The organism is Kitasatospora sp. NPDC034533 (genome assembly GCF_055575155.1).
Genome location: NZ_JBVITE010000035.1, coordinates 55,508 through 72,549, shown reverse-complemented (window position 1 = coordinate 72,549; position 17,042 = coordinate 55,508). Strand labels below are relative to the sequence as shown.

General features: G+C 75.4%; 13 protein-coding genes. 6 read left to right on the top strand and 7 right to left on the bottom strand.

Annotated elements, in window-relative coordinates:
• Positions 1-108: 108 nt before the first annotated feature.
• Positions 109-1,497, bottom strand: coding sequence for a GntP family permease (locus ACZ55U_RS23350; RefSeq protein WP_465528565.1), 1,389 nt, complete (start codon positions 1,495-1,497; stop codon positions 109-111).
• Positions 1,498-1,499: 2 nt separating this feature from the next.
• Complete coding sequence (locus ACZ55U_RS23345; protein WP_465528531.1) at positions 1,500-2,054, bottom strand: gluconokinase; 555 nt, start codon at positions 2,052-2,054, stop codon at positions 1,500-1,502.
• A 150-nt stretch (positions 2,055-2,204) separates the two neighbouring features.
• On the opposite strand from ACZ55U_RS23345, the gene ACZ55U_RS23340 reads away from it, so the two are divergent.
• Both ACZ55U_RS23340 and ACZ55U_RS23335 read left to right on the top strand, forming a co-directional pair.
• On the top strand, positions 2,205-2,900 hold the full coding sequence (locus ACZ55U_RS23340; protein ID WP_465528529.1) for a FadR/GntR family transcriptional regulator: 696 nt from the start codon (positions 2,205-2,207) through the stop codon (positions 2,898-2,900).
• 177 nt (positions 2,901-3,077) lie between these two features.
• Positions 3,078-3,635 carry a hypothetical protein gene (locus ACZ55U_RS23335; protein ID WP_465528527.1) on the top strand — a complete coding sequence of 186 codons (558 nt, stop codon included), beginning with the start codon at positions 3,078-3,080 and terminating at the stop codon, positions 3,633-3,635.
• A 20-nt stretch (positions 3,636-3,655) separates the two neighbouring features.
• Here ACZ55U_RS23335 and ACZ55U_RS23330 read toward each other — a convergent pair whose 3' ends face one another.
• The 4 genes from ACZ55U_RS23330 to ACZ55U_RS23315 all read right to left on the bottom strand — a co-directional run bounded on the left by ACZ55U_RS23330 (position 3,656) and on the right by ACZ55U_RS23315 (position 11,623).
• A complete protein-coding gene (locus ACZ55U_RS23330) occupies positions 3,656-4,423 on the bottom strand; it encodes a metallophosphoesterase (RefSeq protein WP_465528525.1) in 768 nt (255 codons plus the stop codon).
• Between the two features lie 19 nt (positions 4,424-4,442).
• A complete protein-coding gene (locus ACZ55U_RS23325) occupies positions 4,443-9,005 on the bottom strand; it encodes a hypothetical protein (protein WP_465528523.1) in 4,563 nt (1,520 codons plus the stop codon).
• A gap of 98 nt (positions 9,006-9,103) precedes the next feature.
• Positions 9,104-9,979 carry a hypothetical protein gene (locus ACZ55U_RS23320; RefSeq protein ID WP_465528521.1) on the bottom strand — a complete coding sequence of 292 codons (876 nt, stop codon included), beginning with the start codon at positions 9,977-9,979 and terminating at the stop codon, positions 9,104-9,106.
• 90 nt (positions 9,980-10,069) lie between these two features.
• Positions 10,070-11,623, bottom strand: coding sequence for a hypothetical protein (locus tag ACZ55U_RS23315; RefSeq protein WP_465528519.1), 1,554 nt, complete (start codon positions 11,621-11,623; stop codon positions 10,070-10,072).
• Positions 11,624-11,808: 185 nt separating this feature from the next.
• On the opposite strand from ACZ55U_RS23315, the gene ACZ55U_RS23310 reads away from it, so the two are divergent.
• The 4 genes from ACZ55U_RS23310 (at position 11,809) to ACZ55U_RS23295 (ending at position 15,756) form a co-directional block, all read left to right on the top strand.
• Entirely contained in the window at positions 11,809-12,864 is a 1,056-nt protein-coding gene (locus ACZ55U_RS23310; RefSeq protein WP_465528517.1) for an IPT/TIG domain-containing protein, read from the top strand.
• A gap of 616 nt (positions 12,865-13,480) precedes the next feature.
• Complete coding sequence (locus ACZ55U_RS23305) at positions 13,481-14,257, top strand: LamB/YcsF family protein (protein ID WP_380732011.1); 777 nt, start codon at positions 13,481-13,483, stop codon at positions 14,255-14,257.
• The gene (pxpB, locus tag ACZ55U_RS23300) at positions 14,254-14,880 is read left to right on the top strand and encodes a 5-oxoprolinase subunit PxpB (RefSeq protein WP_465528515.1); all 627 of its coding nucleotides are present in this window, start codon (positions 14,254-14,256) and stop codon (positions 14,878-14,880) included. Before ACZ55U_RS23305 ends, pxpB begins: the two co-directional genes overlap by 4 nt.
• A gap of 12 nt (positions 14,881-14,892) precedes the next feature.
• Positions 14,893-15,756, top strand: coding sequence for a 5-oxoprolinase subunit C family protein (locus tag ACZ55U_RS23295; protein WP_465528513.1), 864 nt, complete (start codon positions 14,893-14,895; stop codon positions 15,754-15,756).
• 452 nt (positions 15,757-16,208) lie between these two features.
• Here ACZ55U_RS23295 and ACZ55U_RS23290 read toward each other — a convergent pair whose 3' ends face one another.
• A complete protein-coding gene (locus ACZ55U_RS23290; RefSeq protein WP_465528511.1) occupies positions 16,209-16,979 on the bottom strand; it encodes an alpha/beta fold hydrolase in 771 nt (256 codons plus the stop codon).
• Between the last annotated feature and the right edge of the window lie 63 nt (positions 16,980-17,042).

Genomic DNA, 17,042 nt, shown 5'->3' with positions numbered 1-17,042 from the left:
GCAGCAAGCGGCTTACCACCTTATTCGTCACCCACCACCACCCCCCCCCCCCCTCCCCCCCCCCCCCCCCCCCCCCCCCCCCCCCCCCCGGTGCTGCGGCCGGTGCCGCTAGACGATCAGGCTGAGCGGCATGATCAGCGCGATGGCGACCACCGAGATCACCGTCTCCATCACCGACCAGGACTTCAGCGTCTGCCCGACGCTCATCCCGAAGTACTCCTTCACCAGCCAGAAGCCGGCGTCGTTGACGTGCGAGAGGAACAGCGAGCCCGCGCCGATCGCGAGCACCAGCAGGGCCGCGTGGGTCGAGGACATGTCCGCGGCGAGCGGGGAGACGATGCCGGCGGCGGTGATCGTGGCGACCGTCGCCGAGCCGGTGGCCAGGCGGATCAGCACGGCGATCAGCCAGCCCAGCAGCAGCGCCGAGATGTGCCACTTGCCGGACCACTCGCTCACCGCGTTGCCGACGCCGACGTCGATCAGGGTCTGCTTGAAGCCGCCGCCCGCGCCCACGATGAACACGATGCCGGCGATCGGCCCGAGCGACTTGCCGACGGTGTCGGAGATCCGGGCCCTGTCGAAGCCAGCCGCCTTGCCGAGGGTCGCCATGCCGAGCAGGGTCGCGGCGAGCAGCGCGATCAGCGGGGAGCCGATGAAGTCGAACACCCGCTGGCCCATCGCCTTCGGGTCGTCGATCACCACGTCGGCCAGCGCCTTGCCGAGCATCAGCACGACCGGCAGCAGGATGGTGGCCAGCACCGCGGCGAAGGACGGGGTGCGGTCGCGCTTGGCCGTCTCCTCGGGGGCGGTGGCCGCCGGGATCTCCAGCGGGCCGACCCAGCGCTCGGCCACCCGCGCGAACAGCGGACCGGCGATGATCAGGGTCGGGACGGCGATCAGCAGGCCGAGCGCCAGGGTGACGCCGAGGTCGGCCTTCAGCGCGTCGACGGCGACCAGCGGGCCCGGGTGCGGGGGCACCAGGCCGTGCAGCACCGACAGGCCGGCCAGGGCCGGGATGCCGACCCGCATCAGCGGCACGTTGCCGCGGCGGGCGACCAGCAGCACGATCGGGATCAGCAGGACGACGCCGACCTCGAAGAACAGCGGCAGGCCCAGCACGGCCGCGATCAGCGCCATCGCCCAGGGCAGCGCCTTGTTGCCGGTACGGGAGAGCACGGTGTCCGCGATGATGTTGGCGCCGCCGGAGTCGGCGAGCAGCTTGCCGAGCATCGCGCCGAGGCCGATCAGCAGGCCCACGCTGGCGACGGTGGAGCCGAAGCCGGTGGAGAAGCTGCTGAGCAGCTTGTCGAACGGCGCGCCCGCGACGGCGGCCAGCAGACCGGAGCCGAGCGTGAGGGCGAGGAACGGGTGCAGCTTCAGCTTGGTGATCAGTACGACGATCGCACCGATGCTGAGCAGCACCGCGATCAGCAGCTGGGAGTCGCTGCTGGTGTGCGGCAGGGCCGGTGGGGCGGCCGCCAGCAGAGTGGGGGCAATGCTCACGCGAGGTCTCCATTGACGGGCCGCAGCAGTGCCACGGCCTTCTCGACGAGTTCTTCGGGGGACGGGCCCACGTCCAGGACGGCACCGCGCTCGTCCGCCGCCAGGGGTTCCAGGGCGGCGTACTGGGAGTCGAGCAGCGAGGTCGGCATGAAGTGGCCGGAGCGGTGGCTGAGCCGGTCCTCGACCAGGTCGTGACCACCGCTGAGGTGCAGGAAGAAGGCACCCGGGCAGGCCGCGCGCAGGGTGTCGCGATAGCGGTGCTTCAGCGCCGAGCAGGTGACCACGCCGCCGGTACCGGCCTCGGTCCGCTCCTTGAGCCACGCGCCGACGGCGCGCAGCCAGGGCGCGCGGTCCTGGTCGTCCAGCGGGATCCCGGCGGACATCTTGGCGATGTTGGCCGCGGGGTGGAAGTCGTCCGCCTCGGCGAAGGGGAGGTCGAGGCGGTCTGCCAGCAGGCGGGCCAGGGTGGTCTTGCCGACGCCCGAGACGCCCATCACCACGACGGTGAGAGGGGTCTTCGGAAGGTCGTGGTTCTCGACGCTGAGACCCATGGGTGGTGCTCCTTCGTTGCCTGGCCGCCACTATCGCCTCAAAGATATGACGTATTCAAGTGACGGAAACCAAATCGTCATACTTTTGAGGTGTGGCCTGGATCGCAGGGCGGCGTGAGCGGCCGCGCGACGGCCGTCTAGGCTGGGCGGATGGAGATCCAGGGGCTGCCCGGACGGCTGCTTGACGAGCTCGGGCCGGCGATCGCGTCGGGGGAGGTCCCCGAGGGCGCGGTGCTGCGCGCGGAGGAGCTGGAGGAGCGCTTCGGGGTCTCCCGGACGGTCGTCCGGGAGGCGGTGCGGGTCCTGGAGGGCATGGGCATGGTGGCCTCCCGGCGGCGGGTCGGGATCACCGTGCGGCCGAAGCCGCTCTGGGACGTGTTCGACCCGATGGTGATCCGCTGGCGCCTGGCCGGCTCCGACCGCTCCGCCCAGCTCCGCTCGCTCGGCACGCTGCGGATGGCCGTCGAACCGGCCGCCGCCGCACTCGCCGCCACCCACGCGAGCGACGACGACCGGCGCGAACTCAGCGCTCTGGCGGTGGACTTGACCGTCACCGCGCGGGCCGCCGACCTGGCCGCCTTCCTCCGGCACGACATCGCCTTCCACTCGCTGGTGCTGCGCGCCTCGGGCAACGAGATGTTCGCCCACCTCGGGGACACCGTCGCCGCCGTGCTCACCGGCCGGACCGAGTACCATCTGATGCCTCATCAGCCGGAGCCGTACGCGATCCGGTTGCACCGCGAGGTCGCGGAGGCGATCTGCGCCGAGGACGCCGCCCACGCCGAGCAGGCGATGCGGACGATCGTGACCGGTGCGCTGGAGGAGCTCAACCTCCAGCTGGACTGAGCCGGAGCCAGCCGGGCCGGCCGGGGTTTCCCGGATGACACGATTTGGCGGCAGTTCGTCGGTTTCGGACGCATAGTCCCGGTTCGGCGGGGCAGAGTGAGGCGGGGGCGCGCGTTTCGTGTGCGCCCGTTCCGTATCCTTCACCGAAACACGTGCCACGCGCCTGGGGGTCGCTCGATGTCCGTGCCACGCCGCCGCCGTCGCCGCCTTCCCGACGAGGTGCGCGCCGCCGCAGTCCGGGCGGTCCTGTGCCTGTCCTTCACCCTGGTGGGCGTCGTGGTGGCGACCTTGGCCTCGTACGCGGGCAGTTGGCTGCTGACGCCCGCGCTGCTGGCGATGGGGCTCGGGGTGTTCGGCACCATGTGGTGCCTGCTGGAGATCCTGATCTCCCGCCAGGTCGCCGCCCAGCGGATGCGGGCGCCGGGCGCCGCGCACCCGATGGCGGGCAGCCGGGCGCCGGGGCCCCCGCCGGCCGCGCGTCCGCTGCCCCGGCCCGGCACCTCGTCGGTCTACCGGCAGCCGTACGAGTCGCCGCAGCCCCAGCCCCGCCCGCAGCCGTACCCCCGCCCGCAGCAGCGACCGCAACCGCGGTACGGGCAACCGCCGTACGGGCAGGGGCAGTACGGGCAGGGGCAGCAGTCGCAGCCGCAGTCCTACCAACAGCCCCACCAGCAGCCCCGCCAGCAGCAGCCCCAGCCGCCGCGCCAGGCCCGGCTGCGGACCAACCAGCCGTAGCGCCGTGTCCGTTGGGCCCTTCACTCCCGGACCGGCAGCGCCCGGTAGTGGCTGGTGAGCCGGCGGTCGCCGTCCAGGACGTGGAAGGCCAGCATCGGCGGATGGTCGAAGGAGATGCCGCGCCCGCCCTCGCAGGGCAACGTCACGGTGGAGACCACCCCGGGGGCGATCAGCAGCGGCAGGCCGGCGAAGGTGGTCGCCGCGGGAGTGTGGGAGTGGCCGCAGAACAGGGCGGCCACCCGGGGGTGCCGGCGCAGGACCCTCGCCAGCCGCTCCTCGCCGAACTGGCGGACCGGGTCGACGTGCGGCAGGTGCAGCTCCACCGGCGGGTGGTGAAAGGCCACCAGGGCGGGCAACTCGTCGCGCCCCTCGGCGAGTTGCGCGTCCAGCCAGTCCAGCGTCGGCTCGTCCAGCAGGCCGTCGTCCCGCCCGGGCACGGAGGAGTCCAGCATCAGCACGTCGGCCCCGGGCAGCCGGTGCGGGCGGTTGACCGGCTCCTTCCCCGGCGACTCGCCGAGCAGCACCTCCCGGTAGGGCGAGCGGCGGTCGTGGTTGCCGGGGCAGGTGAGCACCGGGTGCCGGGAGACCAGCACCTCGGCGACCTCCCGGTACTCCTCCGGCAGGCCGTGGTCGGCGAGGTCGCCGGTGACCAGTACCGCGTCCAGCGGGCCGGGCAGGGCGTCGAGGTACGCCATCACCTGCTCGGCCCGCCGACGGGCGCGCTTGCCACCGTCCCGGCCGTGGACCTGGCCGAGGTGGATGTCACTGAGGTGCGCGATCGTCAGCATGCCGACCACGCTAGTGACTTCAGGACTGGACCGGAACCTCCGCGGGCCGCTTGAACATCCGGGTGGCGGTGATCTCCCCGTGGATGGCCGGGCCGTCCGGGTCCGGCGCGGCGGGCAGGCCGGGGCGCAGGTGCTCCTCCACCGAGATGTACTTGAGGCCGGCCCTCAGGTCGGCGTCGTTGCGCAGCCGGATGACCAGCGGGAACTCGGCGAGCGCGGTGGTGTCGAACAGGCCCGTGGTGTAGATCAGCTGGACGCCGAGCGCGTCGGCCACGGCCCGCTGGAGCTCCAGCAGGTAGGTGGCGTTGGCGCGGCCGATCGGGTTGTCCAGGAACAGCGTGCCGGCGTGCCGCAGCTGGGACTGGCCCCGGTCGTTGGCGCGCAGCGCGGCCATCGTGCAGTACAGGGCGATGGCCGCGGTGAGCAACTGGCCGCCGGAGAAGACGTCGGACATCTGGCCGACACTGACGCGTTCGGCGCGCAGCACCGCGTCGGGCTTGAGGATCTCGACGCTGACGCCCTTGGGGCCGATCGCGGCGGCGACCCCGCGCAGCAGCAGGGACATCCCGTCGCGGCGCAGGTCGCTGTTCTTCTTGACGGCGGCGCGGGTGGCCTCGTCGATGACCTCGCCCAGGCGCTCGACCAGGGTGGCGTGGTCCGGGTCCTCGAAGCGGATCCGGAGGAACTCCTGACCGGACCACTCCCCCAGGCCCTCGGGCAGCCGGGACAGCCGCTGGGCGGCGCGCAGGGTGGTGAGCGAGGACTCGACCAGGCCGCGCAGCCGGTCCACGATCGAGCCGCGGTTCTTCTCCAGCTGGGCGAGTTCGTCGGTGAGCACCCGCAGCCGGGGCGCGAAGGCGGCGGCCCAGGCGGCGGCGTGCTCGGGCAGCGCGGAGGCGGGCAGTTCGCGGATCTGCTGGCGGGCCGGGGTGCGGACGGCCTCGTAGCGGACGGCGTTGGCGTGCCGGACCAGGGCGTCGGCGGCGTCGCGGACGGCGAGTTCGGCGGAGGACAGCTCGCCGACGGCGGTGCGCAGGGAGCGGCGGGCCTCGGTGACGCCGGTGCGGGCCTCGGCCAGCGAGCCCAGGTACGGCTCGACCGGATCCTCCTGGTCCTCCTGGTGGTCGCGCAGGCCGTCACGGAGCTGGCCGGCCAGTTCGTCGAAGTCGGCGGCGGCGGCCTGGGCGCTGTCGAAGGTGCGCTGGAGGTCGGCGTGGGCGGTGCGGGCGGCGTCCAGGGCCTCGCGGCGTTCGGCGAGGCGGCTGGTGGCGGTGCGCAGCAGCGCCTGGGCGTGCTCCGGATCGGTGGGGACGAGGTCCTCGGGCAGTTCGGTGTGCGCCTCGCCGTCGGCGGGGGCGGAGCGTTCGGCCTCGCCGCGCAGCCGGCCGAGTTGCTCGCTGGCGGCGGCGGAGCGGGCCTCGATGGTGGCGACCAGCTCCTCGGCGCGGGCGGCGGCGGCCTGGCGGGCCGGTCCGTCGGCGCCGTCGGGGCTGCCGAGGAGTTCCTCGGCGCGGGTGCGCACCTTGTTGGTGAGGCGGTCGAGTTCGGCCGCGGCGGCGGCCTCGTCGCCCTCGGCGCGGGCCTGCTCGGCGCGCAGGTCGGCGCCGACGCCGACCTTCTCGTAGAGCTGGGAGGCGGCGCGGTAGGCCTCGCGCAGCGAGGGCAGTGCGGCGGGGGTGGCCTCGGCGGGCTCGTCGGCCTGCTCGGCGGCGGGGATCTCGGCGCGTTCGGCGCGCAGCGCGCGGGCGGTGCGGCGGGCGTCGTCGGCGGCGCGCTGGGCGGCGCGGCGGTCCTCGTCGCAGGTGCGGGCGCGTTCGGCGCACAGGGCCTGGCGGCGGTCGCACTCGGCGGCGTCCTCGGCGAGTTCGCGCTGGCGGCGGGCCCAGTTGCCGCGCTCGCGCAGCCGGAAGGCGAGGCCGGAGAGGGCGTCGGCGCGGCGGCGGGCGCGCTGGGCGGCCTCGCGGTGCTCCTCGTGGGCGGCGGCGGCGACGGCGTGGTCGGTCTCGGCCTCGTCGTGGTCGGCGCGCAGGGTGGCCAGGGCGGCGGCGGCCTGCTCGGCGTGCTCGCGGGCGGTCTCGGCGGCGGCGGCGAGTTCGGCGAGGGTGCCGGGCGGGCAGCTGGCGTGCCAGGAGGCGAGGCGGGCGGCCAGGGCGCGGTCGGCGCCGAGTCGGCCGGCGAGTTCGCGGATGTGTTCCTCGCGGGCGCTCGCCCGGGCGCGCAGCTCGCGGCGCTCGCCGTCGGCGGCGGACTCGTCGTGCATGGCCGGGTTCGGCGGGACGAGGAAGAAGGCGGGCTCGTCGGTGATCGGGGCGATCAGCGAGGCGGCGGCGCCGACGGCGACGGTGGAGCGCGGCAGCAGGGCGGCGGACTGCAGGGCCTCGCGGGCGCGCTCCAGCGCGGACGGGTCGGTGACGACCACGCCGTCGACCAGCTCGGGGCGGGCGGCGAGGATCGCTTCGTGGTCGGCCGGGTCGACGGACTGGGCGAGGTAGCGCCAGCCGGGCAGCGCCGGGATGCCGTGCTCGGCGAGGTACTCGACGGTGGCGAGCACGTCCGGGCCGGGCGGCAGCAGGCCGCCGTCGCCGAGCGCGGCGAGGATGCGGGAGTCGTCGGCGGCGGCCGTGCGCAGGTCGAACAGGGTGCGTTCGGCGGTGGCGATGGACTCGTCGAGGAGTTCGCGCAGGTACTCGGCGTTGCGGTCGAGCACGGTGGGGGTGAGGAAGCCGGCGTCCTCCTCCGCCCCCTCCTGGTAGGGGGTGAGGGAGAGCAGGTCGGCGAGGCGCTGCTCGGTGGCGAGCAGTGCGGCGGTGCGCTGCTCGGCCGCGAGGGCGCGGGCGGCGTCCTTGCGGGCGTCGCCGGCCCGCTCTGCGGCGAGTTCGGCGCGCGAGGTGGCCGCGGCGGCCTCGCGCAGCCGGGCGGCGGCGGCCTCGGCGGCGGTGCGGGCCTGGGCGAGCGCCGCGGCGGCGGCCTTCTCGACGTCGGCGGCGTGCAGCGCGGCGCGGGCCGGGTCCACGTCGCCGTCGGCGTCGATGAAGCCGGCCGTGACGGCGGCTTCGGTCTCCTGCTCGACCTCGGCGAGGCGCTGGCGCAGGTGCTCGGCCTCGCTGCGGGCCTTCTGGGCGGCGGTGGCGGCCTCGGTGGCGTCGCTCTGCGCCTTGCCGCCGTCCTCCTGGAGCTCGCGCGCGCGCTGCTCCTCGGTGTCGGCGCGGGACTCGGCGGCCGCGGCGGCGGCCTCCAGGGCGCGGGCCAGGGCGGTGGCGGCGCGGGCGCGGGCGGCGAGCGCGGGGGCCGCGTCCAGTTCGGCCTCGCGGATGGCGGCGGCGACCCGGGCGACCCGGTCGGCGGCGGCGCGCTGGCGCAGCACGGCCTCGGCGGCCTGCCAGGCGGAGTGCAGGGTGCGGGCGTCGATGAGTTCGCGGCGCAGCGCGGCGGCCTCGGCGGTGGCCGCGGTGAGGCTCAATGTGGCGTGCCGGTAGGTGAGTTCGTCGGTGATCAGGCTGTGCCGGGTGCGGTCGGCCTCGGCGGCGGTGACGGCGCTCGCGGCGGCGGCGACCTCGATGGCGAGGTCCTGGGCGCGGTCGCGTTCGGCGGCGGCGCGGGAGGCGAGGGCGTGGGCGAGGCGGCGGGTGCGGCGCTCGGCGGTGCGGTGGGCCTCGCGGACGGTCTCGCGGGCGGTGGTGGCCTCGGCGATGCGCTCCAGCAGGTCCAGGGAGCCCGCGGTGAAGTCGCGTTCGGCGGTGAGTTCGGCGCGGCGGCCGAGCTTGGCGGCGAAGCCGTGCACGAGGTCGGCGAGGCCGTCGGTGTCCCGGGTGTCGGTGACGGCGCGCAGCAGGAGGTCGGTGAAGTCGCTGTCGTGCTTGACCGCGAACAGGCCGGCCGCCTCGCCCTCGTCGGCGTTCATCTCGCGCTGGTAGCGGAAGAGTTCGGGGTCGAGGCCGAGTTCGCCGAGGTGTTCGGTCCAGCGGTCGTGACCGTCCTCGAAGACCAGGTCGAGGTGGGGGTGGGCCTTGCCGGCCTCGGTGAGGGCGTCGCGGAAGCCCTTCATGGTGCGGCGGCGGCCGCGGGCCTTCTGGTCGCCGGCCAGGCTGACCCGTTCGGCGACCGGCAGCGAGTCGAGGGTCAGGCCGGGGCCGGGGCGGAAGGAGTACCAGGTCTCGGCGAACTTGCGCGGGTCGGAGGAGACCTGGCGGCCGCGCCACTCGCTGACCTTGCCGACGACGATCAGCTCGCCGGTGACGGTGTGCTGCCACTCCAGGGCGACGTGGCCGCAGTCGTCGGCGAGCAGGAACTTGCGCAGCACGCCGGAGCTGGCGCCGCCGAGGGTGTTGCGGTGGCCGGGGAGCATGACCGAGAAGATCAGCTTGAGCAGGACGGACTTGCCGCCGCCGTTCTCCAGGAAGAGCACGCCGGCCGGGGCGGGGCGGCGGACCGGGCCCTCGGTGTCCTCGCCGAACAGGCCGATCTGCTGCGGGGCCGGGTCGGCGACGGGATCGCCGACGCCGCGCAGGTCGAGCACCGTGTCGGCGTAGCGGGCGCCGGCCGGTCCGATCGAGTAGAGGCGGACCCGGTTGAGCTCGTACATGTGCGGCGGTTCTCCGTGGCTTGCGTGGCGTGAGGGGGGTGGGCGGGCCGAGTCGGGCGTGGTGGGTGCCGGTGCGGGTGGGCTTCGGGCTCGTCGGTTCAGAGCGAGTGGAACGGCAGGCCCTCGTCGGCGACCAGTTCGTCGCTCGTGTCCGGCGGCAGCAGGCTGGCGGTGCCGTCGGAGACGGGGACGATGCCGAGGTCGAGCAGTTCGGCCATGGCCGCGCTGCCGGCCAGGTCGCGGACCTGGAGCTGGTAGCGGGCGGTGGTGCGGTAGGTGCCTCCGGAGTCGTCGGAGACCTTCTGGAGGAAGCCGGAGTCGACCAGGAAGAGCACGGCCTTGGCGACGATGCCGATGGTGGAGCCGGAGAGCCGGCGGGCGTCCTTGGTGGCGCCGGTGGCGGTGCGCCGGGCCCACACCCGCCAGGCCGCCTCCAGGCCGGGGGCGTCGGAGGCCGGGTCGGTGTTGGCGCCCTGGGCGTCGGCCTGCTCCTCCAGCCGGCGGCAGGCCTGGCGGACGAAGGAGTCGATGCCGTTGACGGTGATCCGGCCGAGGTAGCCGTCGTCGGCGAGGTCCTCGGGGCGGGGGAAGGCCATCGCGGCGACGGCCAGGTGGGCCAGGCCGTGCAGGAAGCGGTCGGTGGACTCGGAGGCGGCGCGGCGCGAGTAGTCGCCCATCCGGACGGCGAACAGCGAGTCCTCGGCGGCGGCCACGGCCATGCCGGCCCGTGGGGAGACCTCCAGGACGACCAGTCCCATGCCGGTGGCGACGGCGTCGGCGAGGCGGGCGAACGGCGGGTCCTCGCGGTGGCGGCGCACCAGTTCGGCGTACTCGGCGTCACGGGCGGGCAGCAGCTTGGCCTGGAGGCCGAAGGAGACCAGCCGGGCGGCGTCCGCGACGTCGGCCGGGGTGATCGGCGCGGGGGCCGCGGGTTCGCTCTCGGCCGCCCAGGACGTGTCGTGGTGGGTCGTCACGGGCGGTGCTCCTCGGGGGTGGCGCGGTGGTTACGGTTCGTCAAGGTCGGTTCCGGCAAGTCTGGTCCCGGCGGGTCCGGTGCGGCCCGGTCAGCCGGCGTCCTTGCGGTCGGCTGCCATGCCGGCCGCGTCGAGCAGGGCGCTGCCCACGATCAGGTCGGCGCCGCCGAACTCCGGGTCGCGCAGCGGGGTGCCGTCGTCCACGGCGAACAGCAGCCGCTCCTCGCCCTGGCGGTAGGCGGTGCCGACCGGCGGGCTGGCGGCGTGCACGGCGAGCAGGGCGACCAGGTAGGGCAGGTCCGGGTCCTGCTCGCGGGCGTCGGCGAGCAGGCCGGAGAGCCGGCGCGGGGCGTCCGGGGGCAGGTCGAGCAGGACCATCGCGGACTCCAGCTGGGCCTCGGAGAACCGGCTGTCGTCCGGGGTGGCGACCAGGTCCGGGTCGGGCAGCTCGGCGCCGAGGTGCTCGCGCTCCACCGGCGGGGTGAGCAGCAGGTCGACCAGGTCGGTGACGCGCACCGAGACCGGGGTGCGCAGCCCGGCGCCGCGGGCGAAGAAGGCGCCGGTGGGGCGCACGGCCTGCTCTATCGGCAGCCGCAGCACGGGGGCGAGCAGCTGCCCGTAGAGGTCGATGCCGCTGCGGGCGCCGGGGGTGGCGAAGGCCTGCCGGTCCTGCTCGGCACGGAACAGCGGGCCGGCCTCCAGCAGGCGGGTCTGGAGCGTCGTGTGGCGGCGGATGCAGTCCTTGACGATGTCGAGCAGTTCGGCGGCGCGGCGCTTGTGCTCCGCCCCTTCGGGGGTGTGGGGCTCGGCCTCGTCGCGGGCCTTGCGGATGTTGGTGAGAATCGCGTTCTCGTGCCGGTAGCGGTCGGCGATGTGGTCCAGCGCCTCCTCGATGAGGTCGGGGACGGCGCGCATCCAGTCGACCGCCCGGACGTTGCGGCGGGTGGCGTCCAGCGCGCGGCGCAGCGTCTCGGCGTACTGGACGGTGCGGTAGCGGGCCTGTTCGGCGGCGAGCTGGGCGTCGGCCAGGCGGCCGCGGCGGATCAGCACCTCCAGCTTGACCTCGGCGGCGATCTGGGCCGAGGTGACGTCGGTGTCGAGCGCGCCGACCAGGACGTTGACCGCCTCGTCGGTGGTGCGCAGGTAGACGCCGCCGTCGGGGCCGGGGACCTCCTCGATCAGCTTGAAGTCGTAGTCGCGGCGGACGTACTCGCCGTCCGCGCCGAAGGTGCCGTAGACGGCGCGGAAGCCGCGGTCCACGCTGCCGACGTTGATCATCGACTCCAGCACCCAGCGGGCGACCCTCTCGTGCTCGGCGGCGGGGCGGCCGGGGGCCTGGGCGGCGACCCGGGGCAGCAGCCGGGCGAGGACTATCTCGCGGTCGGCCCCGGTGTCGAAGTCCATGTGCAGGGTGACCAGGTCGATCGCGGCGAGACCGACCTCGGCCATGGCGTACCCGCCGTACTCGCCGGCCAGGTTGACCTTGCGGTTGTCCAGGTCGTGCAGCGGGGCGGTGCAGGCCAGCGCCTTGAGCCGGCGGGCCAGGCCTTCGTCGGCGGCGGGGCCGGGCGCGGGGCGCGCGACGGCCGGACCGGCGGGTGGGCGGAGGCCGGGCTCGGTGGGCGGGTCTGCGATGGCGGTCACGGGGGACAAGATTAGAGGTTCGCACCGACATCGACCGAAACGGACCTTGCGGGCGGGCGGAGCGACAGCTGGGCCGCGGGGCGGAGGGCCGGTTCAGAACACCGTTTCGACGGGATTCCGCCATTCCCGAACTCGCATTCGAGAAAACCGTGAGGGCGGCGCGTTGGTTCGGTGATGATCGACCTATGCTCACTCGACTGGCCAAAGCGGGCCTCGCCGCCACGCTGTCCGTGACCACCCTCGCCGCCGGCGCCGTCCTCGCCACCGGCGCGACCGCCTCCGCCACCGCGGCCGACACCCCGTCGGCCTCCGCCCAGCACGTGACCGTGTCCCAGAGCGGGAACTACCCCGGCGGCTTCTTCACCACCGGCAACATGTCGGTGTCCTGGACCGTGTCCGGCACCGCGGACCTGACCGGGCCGACCCACCTCACCCTGGACCTGCCGCCCGGCGTCACCACCGACGGCGTGCAGTTCTTCCCCACGCCGCAGGACTACACCTTCACCTCGGCCCTCTCCCCCGACCACCGCCACCTGGAGGCCGTGTTCACCGCCACCCGGCCGGTCGGGAGCTACAACTTCATGAAGCTCAACCTGGCCACCACGCCCGGCGTGCCCGTCACCGGGGCGATCACCGCGACGGTCGCCAACCCGAACGACACCGACCCCACCGGGCACGTCATCGGTTACGACCTCGGCAGCAAGAGCTACCTGCCAGCGACCGTCCAGGCCGTACCGGCCGTCACCGGCCTCGACACCGCCACCGGGCCGGGCGCGGGCGGCACCGCGGTGACCGTCAGCGGCAGCGGCCTGGCCAACGGCATGGTGCTGGTCGGCGGCGTCCCGGCCCCCGGCCGCTGCACCGACACCGCCTGCACGGTGACCACACCGGGCGGCTCGGGCAGCGCGCCGGTCAGCGTGGTGACGCCCGGCGGCACGGCCGTGGCACCGGTCGCCTTCGACTACACCGGTGCCCCGCCGCCGGCCCCCGCCGCTCCGGTGGTCTCCAGCCTCTCCCCCACCTCCGGCCCGGTCGCCGGCGGCACCCGGGTGTACGTGTTCGGCAGCAACCTGACGTACGGGACGGTCGCGTTCGGCGGGGTGCCGGCCACCCACGTCTCCTGCGGTCCGTCGGCCTGCACGGCCACGGCCCCGGCGGGCACCCGGACCGGGCCGGCGGACGTCACCGTCACCACGGCGGGCGGGACCAGCGCGCCGGTCGCGTACACCTACACGGCGTAGCGGCCGCGACCGCGCCACCGCCGGTGTGCGGGTCCCACGGGAGCCGGACACCGGTGCTGTCCTCCCGGTCCGGCCGCCCCGCCGAACGAGCGCCTCACCGGGGCGGCGGCACGGCCGGAGAGTGTCCACACCGGGCCTCGCACCAGGACCGACGGGCGCCGCCCCTTCCTCGCCCGCGGCTCCGGCCGGCCTTCGCCCACGCGGTGGTCGCCGCCGCCTTCCGGGCCCGCTGAGGGGACCGCATCGCGCCATCCGGGTGATCCACTGGGCCGTCCTCTCCTGCCGGACCCTCCTCCCACTCGCGCTGATCTGCGGACTGCGGGTCTCCCTCGGCCGTGGCGATTCATCGACATGTCGTCCCGAACCTTCGGCCTGCCGCCGCCGCTGGTCGTGCGGGGGCGGGCACCGCGCCCGCAGGAGCGCACGTTCCGGCCACCGGCGCCCGCACACGGAACCGCGCCGGCTCGCACACGGGCACCACCCCCTGCGGCGGCGCCCAGGGGCGTACGCGCCCGGGCTCGCGCCGCGGCGCCCGCGGGGCTCCGGGTCTCGGGCAACGGCCTTCATCCGCAGGCCCTACCATCTGGCTCAACAGCTTGCTGGGAGGCGGACGGGCGTGGCCGATGCGGTGATCGATCTCAATGCGGACCTCGGCGAGGGGTTCGGACGCTGGACGCTGACCGACGACGAGGCACTGCTGTCCGTGGTGACCAGTGCCAACGTCGCCTGCGGGTTCCACGCCGGAGACCCGTCGACGATGCGCCGGGTCTGCGCCCTGGCGGCCGAGCGCGGTGTCCGGATCGGCGCCCAGGTCTCCTACCGGGACCTGGCCGGTTTCGGCCGCCGTTCGATGGACGTGCCGCCGGAGGAACTGGCCGACGAGATCGCCTACCAGATCGGCGCCCTCCAGGTGTTCGCCCGCGCGGCCGGCTCCAAGGTCTCCTACGTCAAGCCGCACGGCGCCCTCTACAACCGGGTGGTCGGCGACTCCGAGCAGGCCGAGGCCGTGGTGGCCGGCGTGCTGCGGGCGGGCGCGGTCTGCGACGGGCCGCTGCCCGTGCTCGGCCTGCCGGGCTCGCTGCTGCTGGAGGTGGCCGAGGGCGTCGGCCTGCCGGTGGTCACCGAGGCCTTCGCCGACCGCGCGTACACCCGCACCGCCACCCTCGTCCCGCGCCGCGAGCCGGACGCGGTGGTGCACGACCCCGAGTCGGTGATCACCCGCGCCGTCGGCATCGCCCGGGACGGCTCGGTGGAGGCCGTCAGCGGCGAGCGGATCGACGTCGAGGCCCGCTCCCTGTGCGTCCACGGCGACACTCCGGGCGCCGCCCAGCTCGCCTGGCGGATCCGCGGCGCCCTGGCCTCCGCCGGGGTCCGGGTGGAGGCCTTCACGTGACGGTCGGGCAGGTGCGCCGGGTCGGCGAGCGGGCACTGCTGGTCGAGCTGCCCGGGACGGCCGAGGTGGCGGCGCTGTACGGCTGGCTGAGCGAGCGCCGGGAGGCGGGTGCGCTGGGCGCCGTCGAGGAACTGGTGCCGGCCGCGCGCACCCTGCTGCTGGACGGCGTCGCGGACGTCGAGGCGGTGGCGGCGCTGCTGCGCACCGCCCGTCCGACAGCGGCCGGCGCGGCGCACGGGCCGCTGGTGGTGGTCCCGACGGTGTACGACGGCGTCGACCTCGCCGAGGTCGCGGCGCTCTGGGGGGTCTCCGAGGAGGCCGCCGTCCGGATCCACACCGGACCCGAGTACGTCGTCGCCTTCTGCGGCTTCGCCCCCGGCTTCGGCTACCTCACCGGTCTGCCGTCCCGGTACGAGGTGCCGCGCCGGGCCACCCCGCGCGGCTCCGTCCCGAGCGGCTCGGTCGCCCTGGCCGGCCCGTACACCGGCGTCTACCCGCACCCCTCCCCCGGCGGCTGGCAGCTGATCGGCCGCACGGCGCTCACCCTCTGGGACGCCGACCGCGAGCCCCCGGCCCTGCTCGCGCCGGGCACCCGGGTGCGCTTCACCGCGGAACGGGCCTGAGGGGAGGCGGAGTTGAGCGAACTGGTGGTGGTCCGGCCGGGGCCGCTGACCACCGTCCAGGACCTCGGGCGGCGCGGAGTCGCGCACCTCGGGGTGCCCCGGGCCGGGGCGCTGGACGAGCCGGCCCTGCGGGCGGCCAACCGGCTGGTCGGCAACGCGCCCGGCGCCGCCGGGCTGGAGACCACGCTCGGCGGGGTCGCGCTGCGGGCCGTCGGACCGGCGCTGGTCGCCGCCACCGGAGCACCCTCCCCCGTACGGGTGGGCGGACGGGCGGCCGCCTGGGGCGCGCCCGTCCTGGTGCCGGACGGGGCTGTCGTCGAGGTGGGGGCGGCGACGGCGGGAGTGCGCGGCTACCTGGCGGTGGCAGGCGGGATCGCCGTCCCGCCGGTGCTCGGCAGCCGCTCGGCCGACCTGCTCGCCGGGCTCGGCCCGGCCCCGCTGGCCGTCGGGGACCGGCTGCCGGTCGGCGCCCCGCCGCCGCACCGGGACCGTCCCGAGCTGGTGCCGCTGCCCGCTCCCCCGGCCGAGCTGGTGCTGCCGCTGCGGCTCGGGCCGCGCGCGGACTGGTTCGCCCCGGAGGCGGTGGCGCGGCTCGGCCGCGACCGGTACCTGGTCTCCCCGAACGGAAACCGGGTCGGGCTGCGCACCGAGGGCCCGCCGGTCGAGCGCGCCCGCGGCGGCGAACTGCCCAGCGAGGGAATGGTGCTGGGCGCGGTGCAGATCCCGCCGGACGGGCAGCCGGTGGTGTTCCTGGCCGACCACCCGACCACCGGCGGCTACCCGGTGATCGGCGTCGTGCCGGCCGCCGACCTGGCCGCCGCCGCACAGGCTCGGCCGGGGACACCGGTGCGCTTCGTGCCGCTGCGGGAGCGGTGAGCGGCCCGGCCGCGCGACGCCCCAACCGGCCTCCGGCGACGACGTGTTGGGGCGGTTCGAGCGCCGCCCCGGCCTCCTCCGCCCACCGGACGGCGTTCCGCGGCACCCGGATCCGCGCCCGGGCCACCGCCGCGCAGGCCCGGCCAAGGGCACCGGCGCGCTCACGCCACGGCGGGAGCGGTGAGCGATCCGGCCCCTCAACGGCCAACCGCCCATCGGCGAAGACGCGTTGCGGCAGGCGCCGCCCGCCCTACTCCGCCCACCGGACGACGTTCCGCGGCGTCCCGGCCTCCCGATCAGGGACACCGGCACGCTTCATGCCACTGCGGGAACGGTGAGCGGGCCGACCCACCCCTCAACGCCCCGACCGCCGGACTCCGACGGACGTCGCCCGCACCCCCTCCGGCAGCCCGCTCCAGTCCCCAGCGGGCACCGACCGGCTGCGCACCCGCTCACCCCAGTCCGAGCGCCTCCGCCGCGGCCGTCGCGAAGCCGTCCAAGTTGTCGATCATGATGTTGTGCCCGCAGTCCGGCACGGCGACCACCCGGACGCCCGCCGCACGGAGGGCGCCGGCGCCCGCCGGCCCGCCGTCCGCCGCCGGGTGGAGGAAGGTGCGCGGGAGGTCGAGGCCGAGCAGCAGCTCCCGCATGGTCGGGACGGTCGCCCGAGCCAGGTAACCGGCGCTGCGGTGGAGCGCTTCCGGCCCGGCCAACCGCATGGTCGACCACCAGAACGGGCCGACCCGCTCGGCGACTTCATCGCGTCCGCCGGCCAGGAACTCCGCCTCGGTGTAGGCCGCGATGCCGCTGCTGCCGGGGTTTCGCCGGTCGGGCTCGATCCGGTCCAGGTTGGCGTCCACCAGGAGCAGCCGCTCGACCAGTCGCGGATGCCGCTGCGCGAGGACGATCGCGACCGCGCCGCCCATGCTGTGGCCGACCACCTCGACCCGCTCCAACCCCGCGGTCGCGACCGCCGTGGCGATCGCGTCCGCGTGCTCCTCCAGGGTGTAGCCGAAGTCCGTCGGCCGGTCGCTGAGGCCGAAGCCGAGCAGGTCCAGCAGCAGCGAGCGCCGCCCGGCGAGCAGCGGATGGGCGGCGGCGGCCGCGAAGTAGGCCGGCGAGCTGGCGCCCAGCCCGTGCAGGTAGAGCCGGGCCGGTTCGGCGCCCGGAAGTTCGACCCAGCGGATCCGGTCGCCGTTCGGGGTGACGGGGGCCTCGCGCATGCTCACTCGCTCCTTCTCCAGGGGACTTCGAGGAGGACCATACCTCGCATTCGATGTATCGCG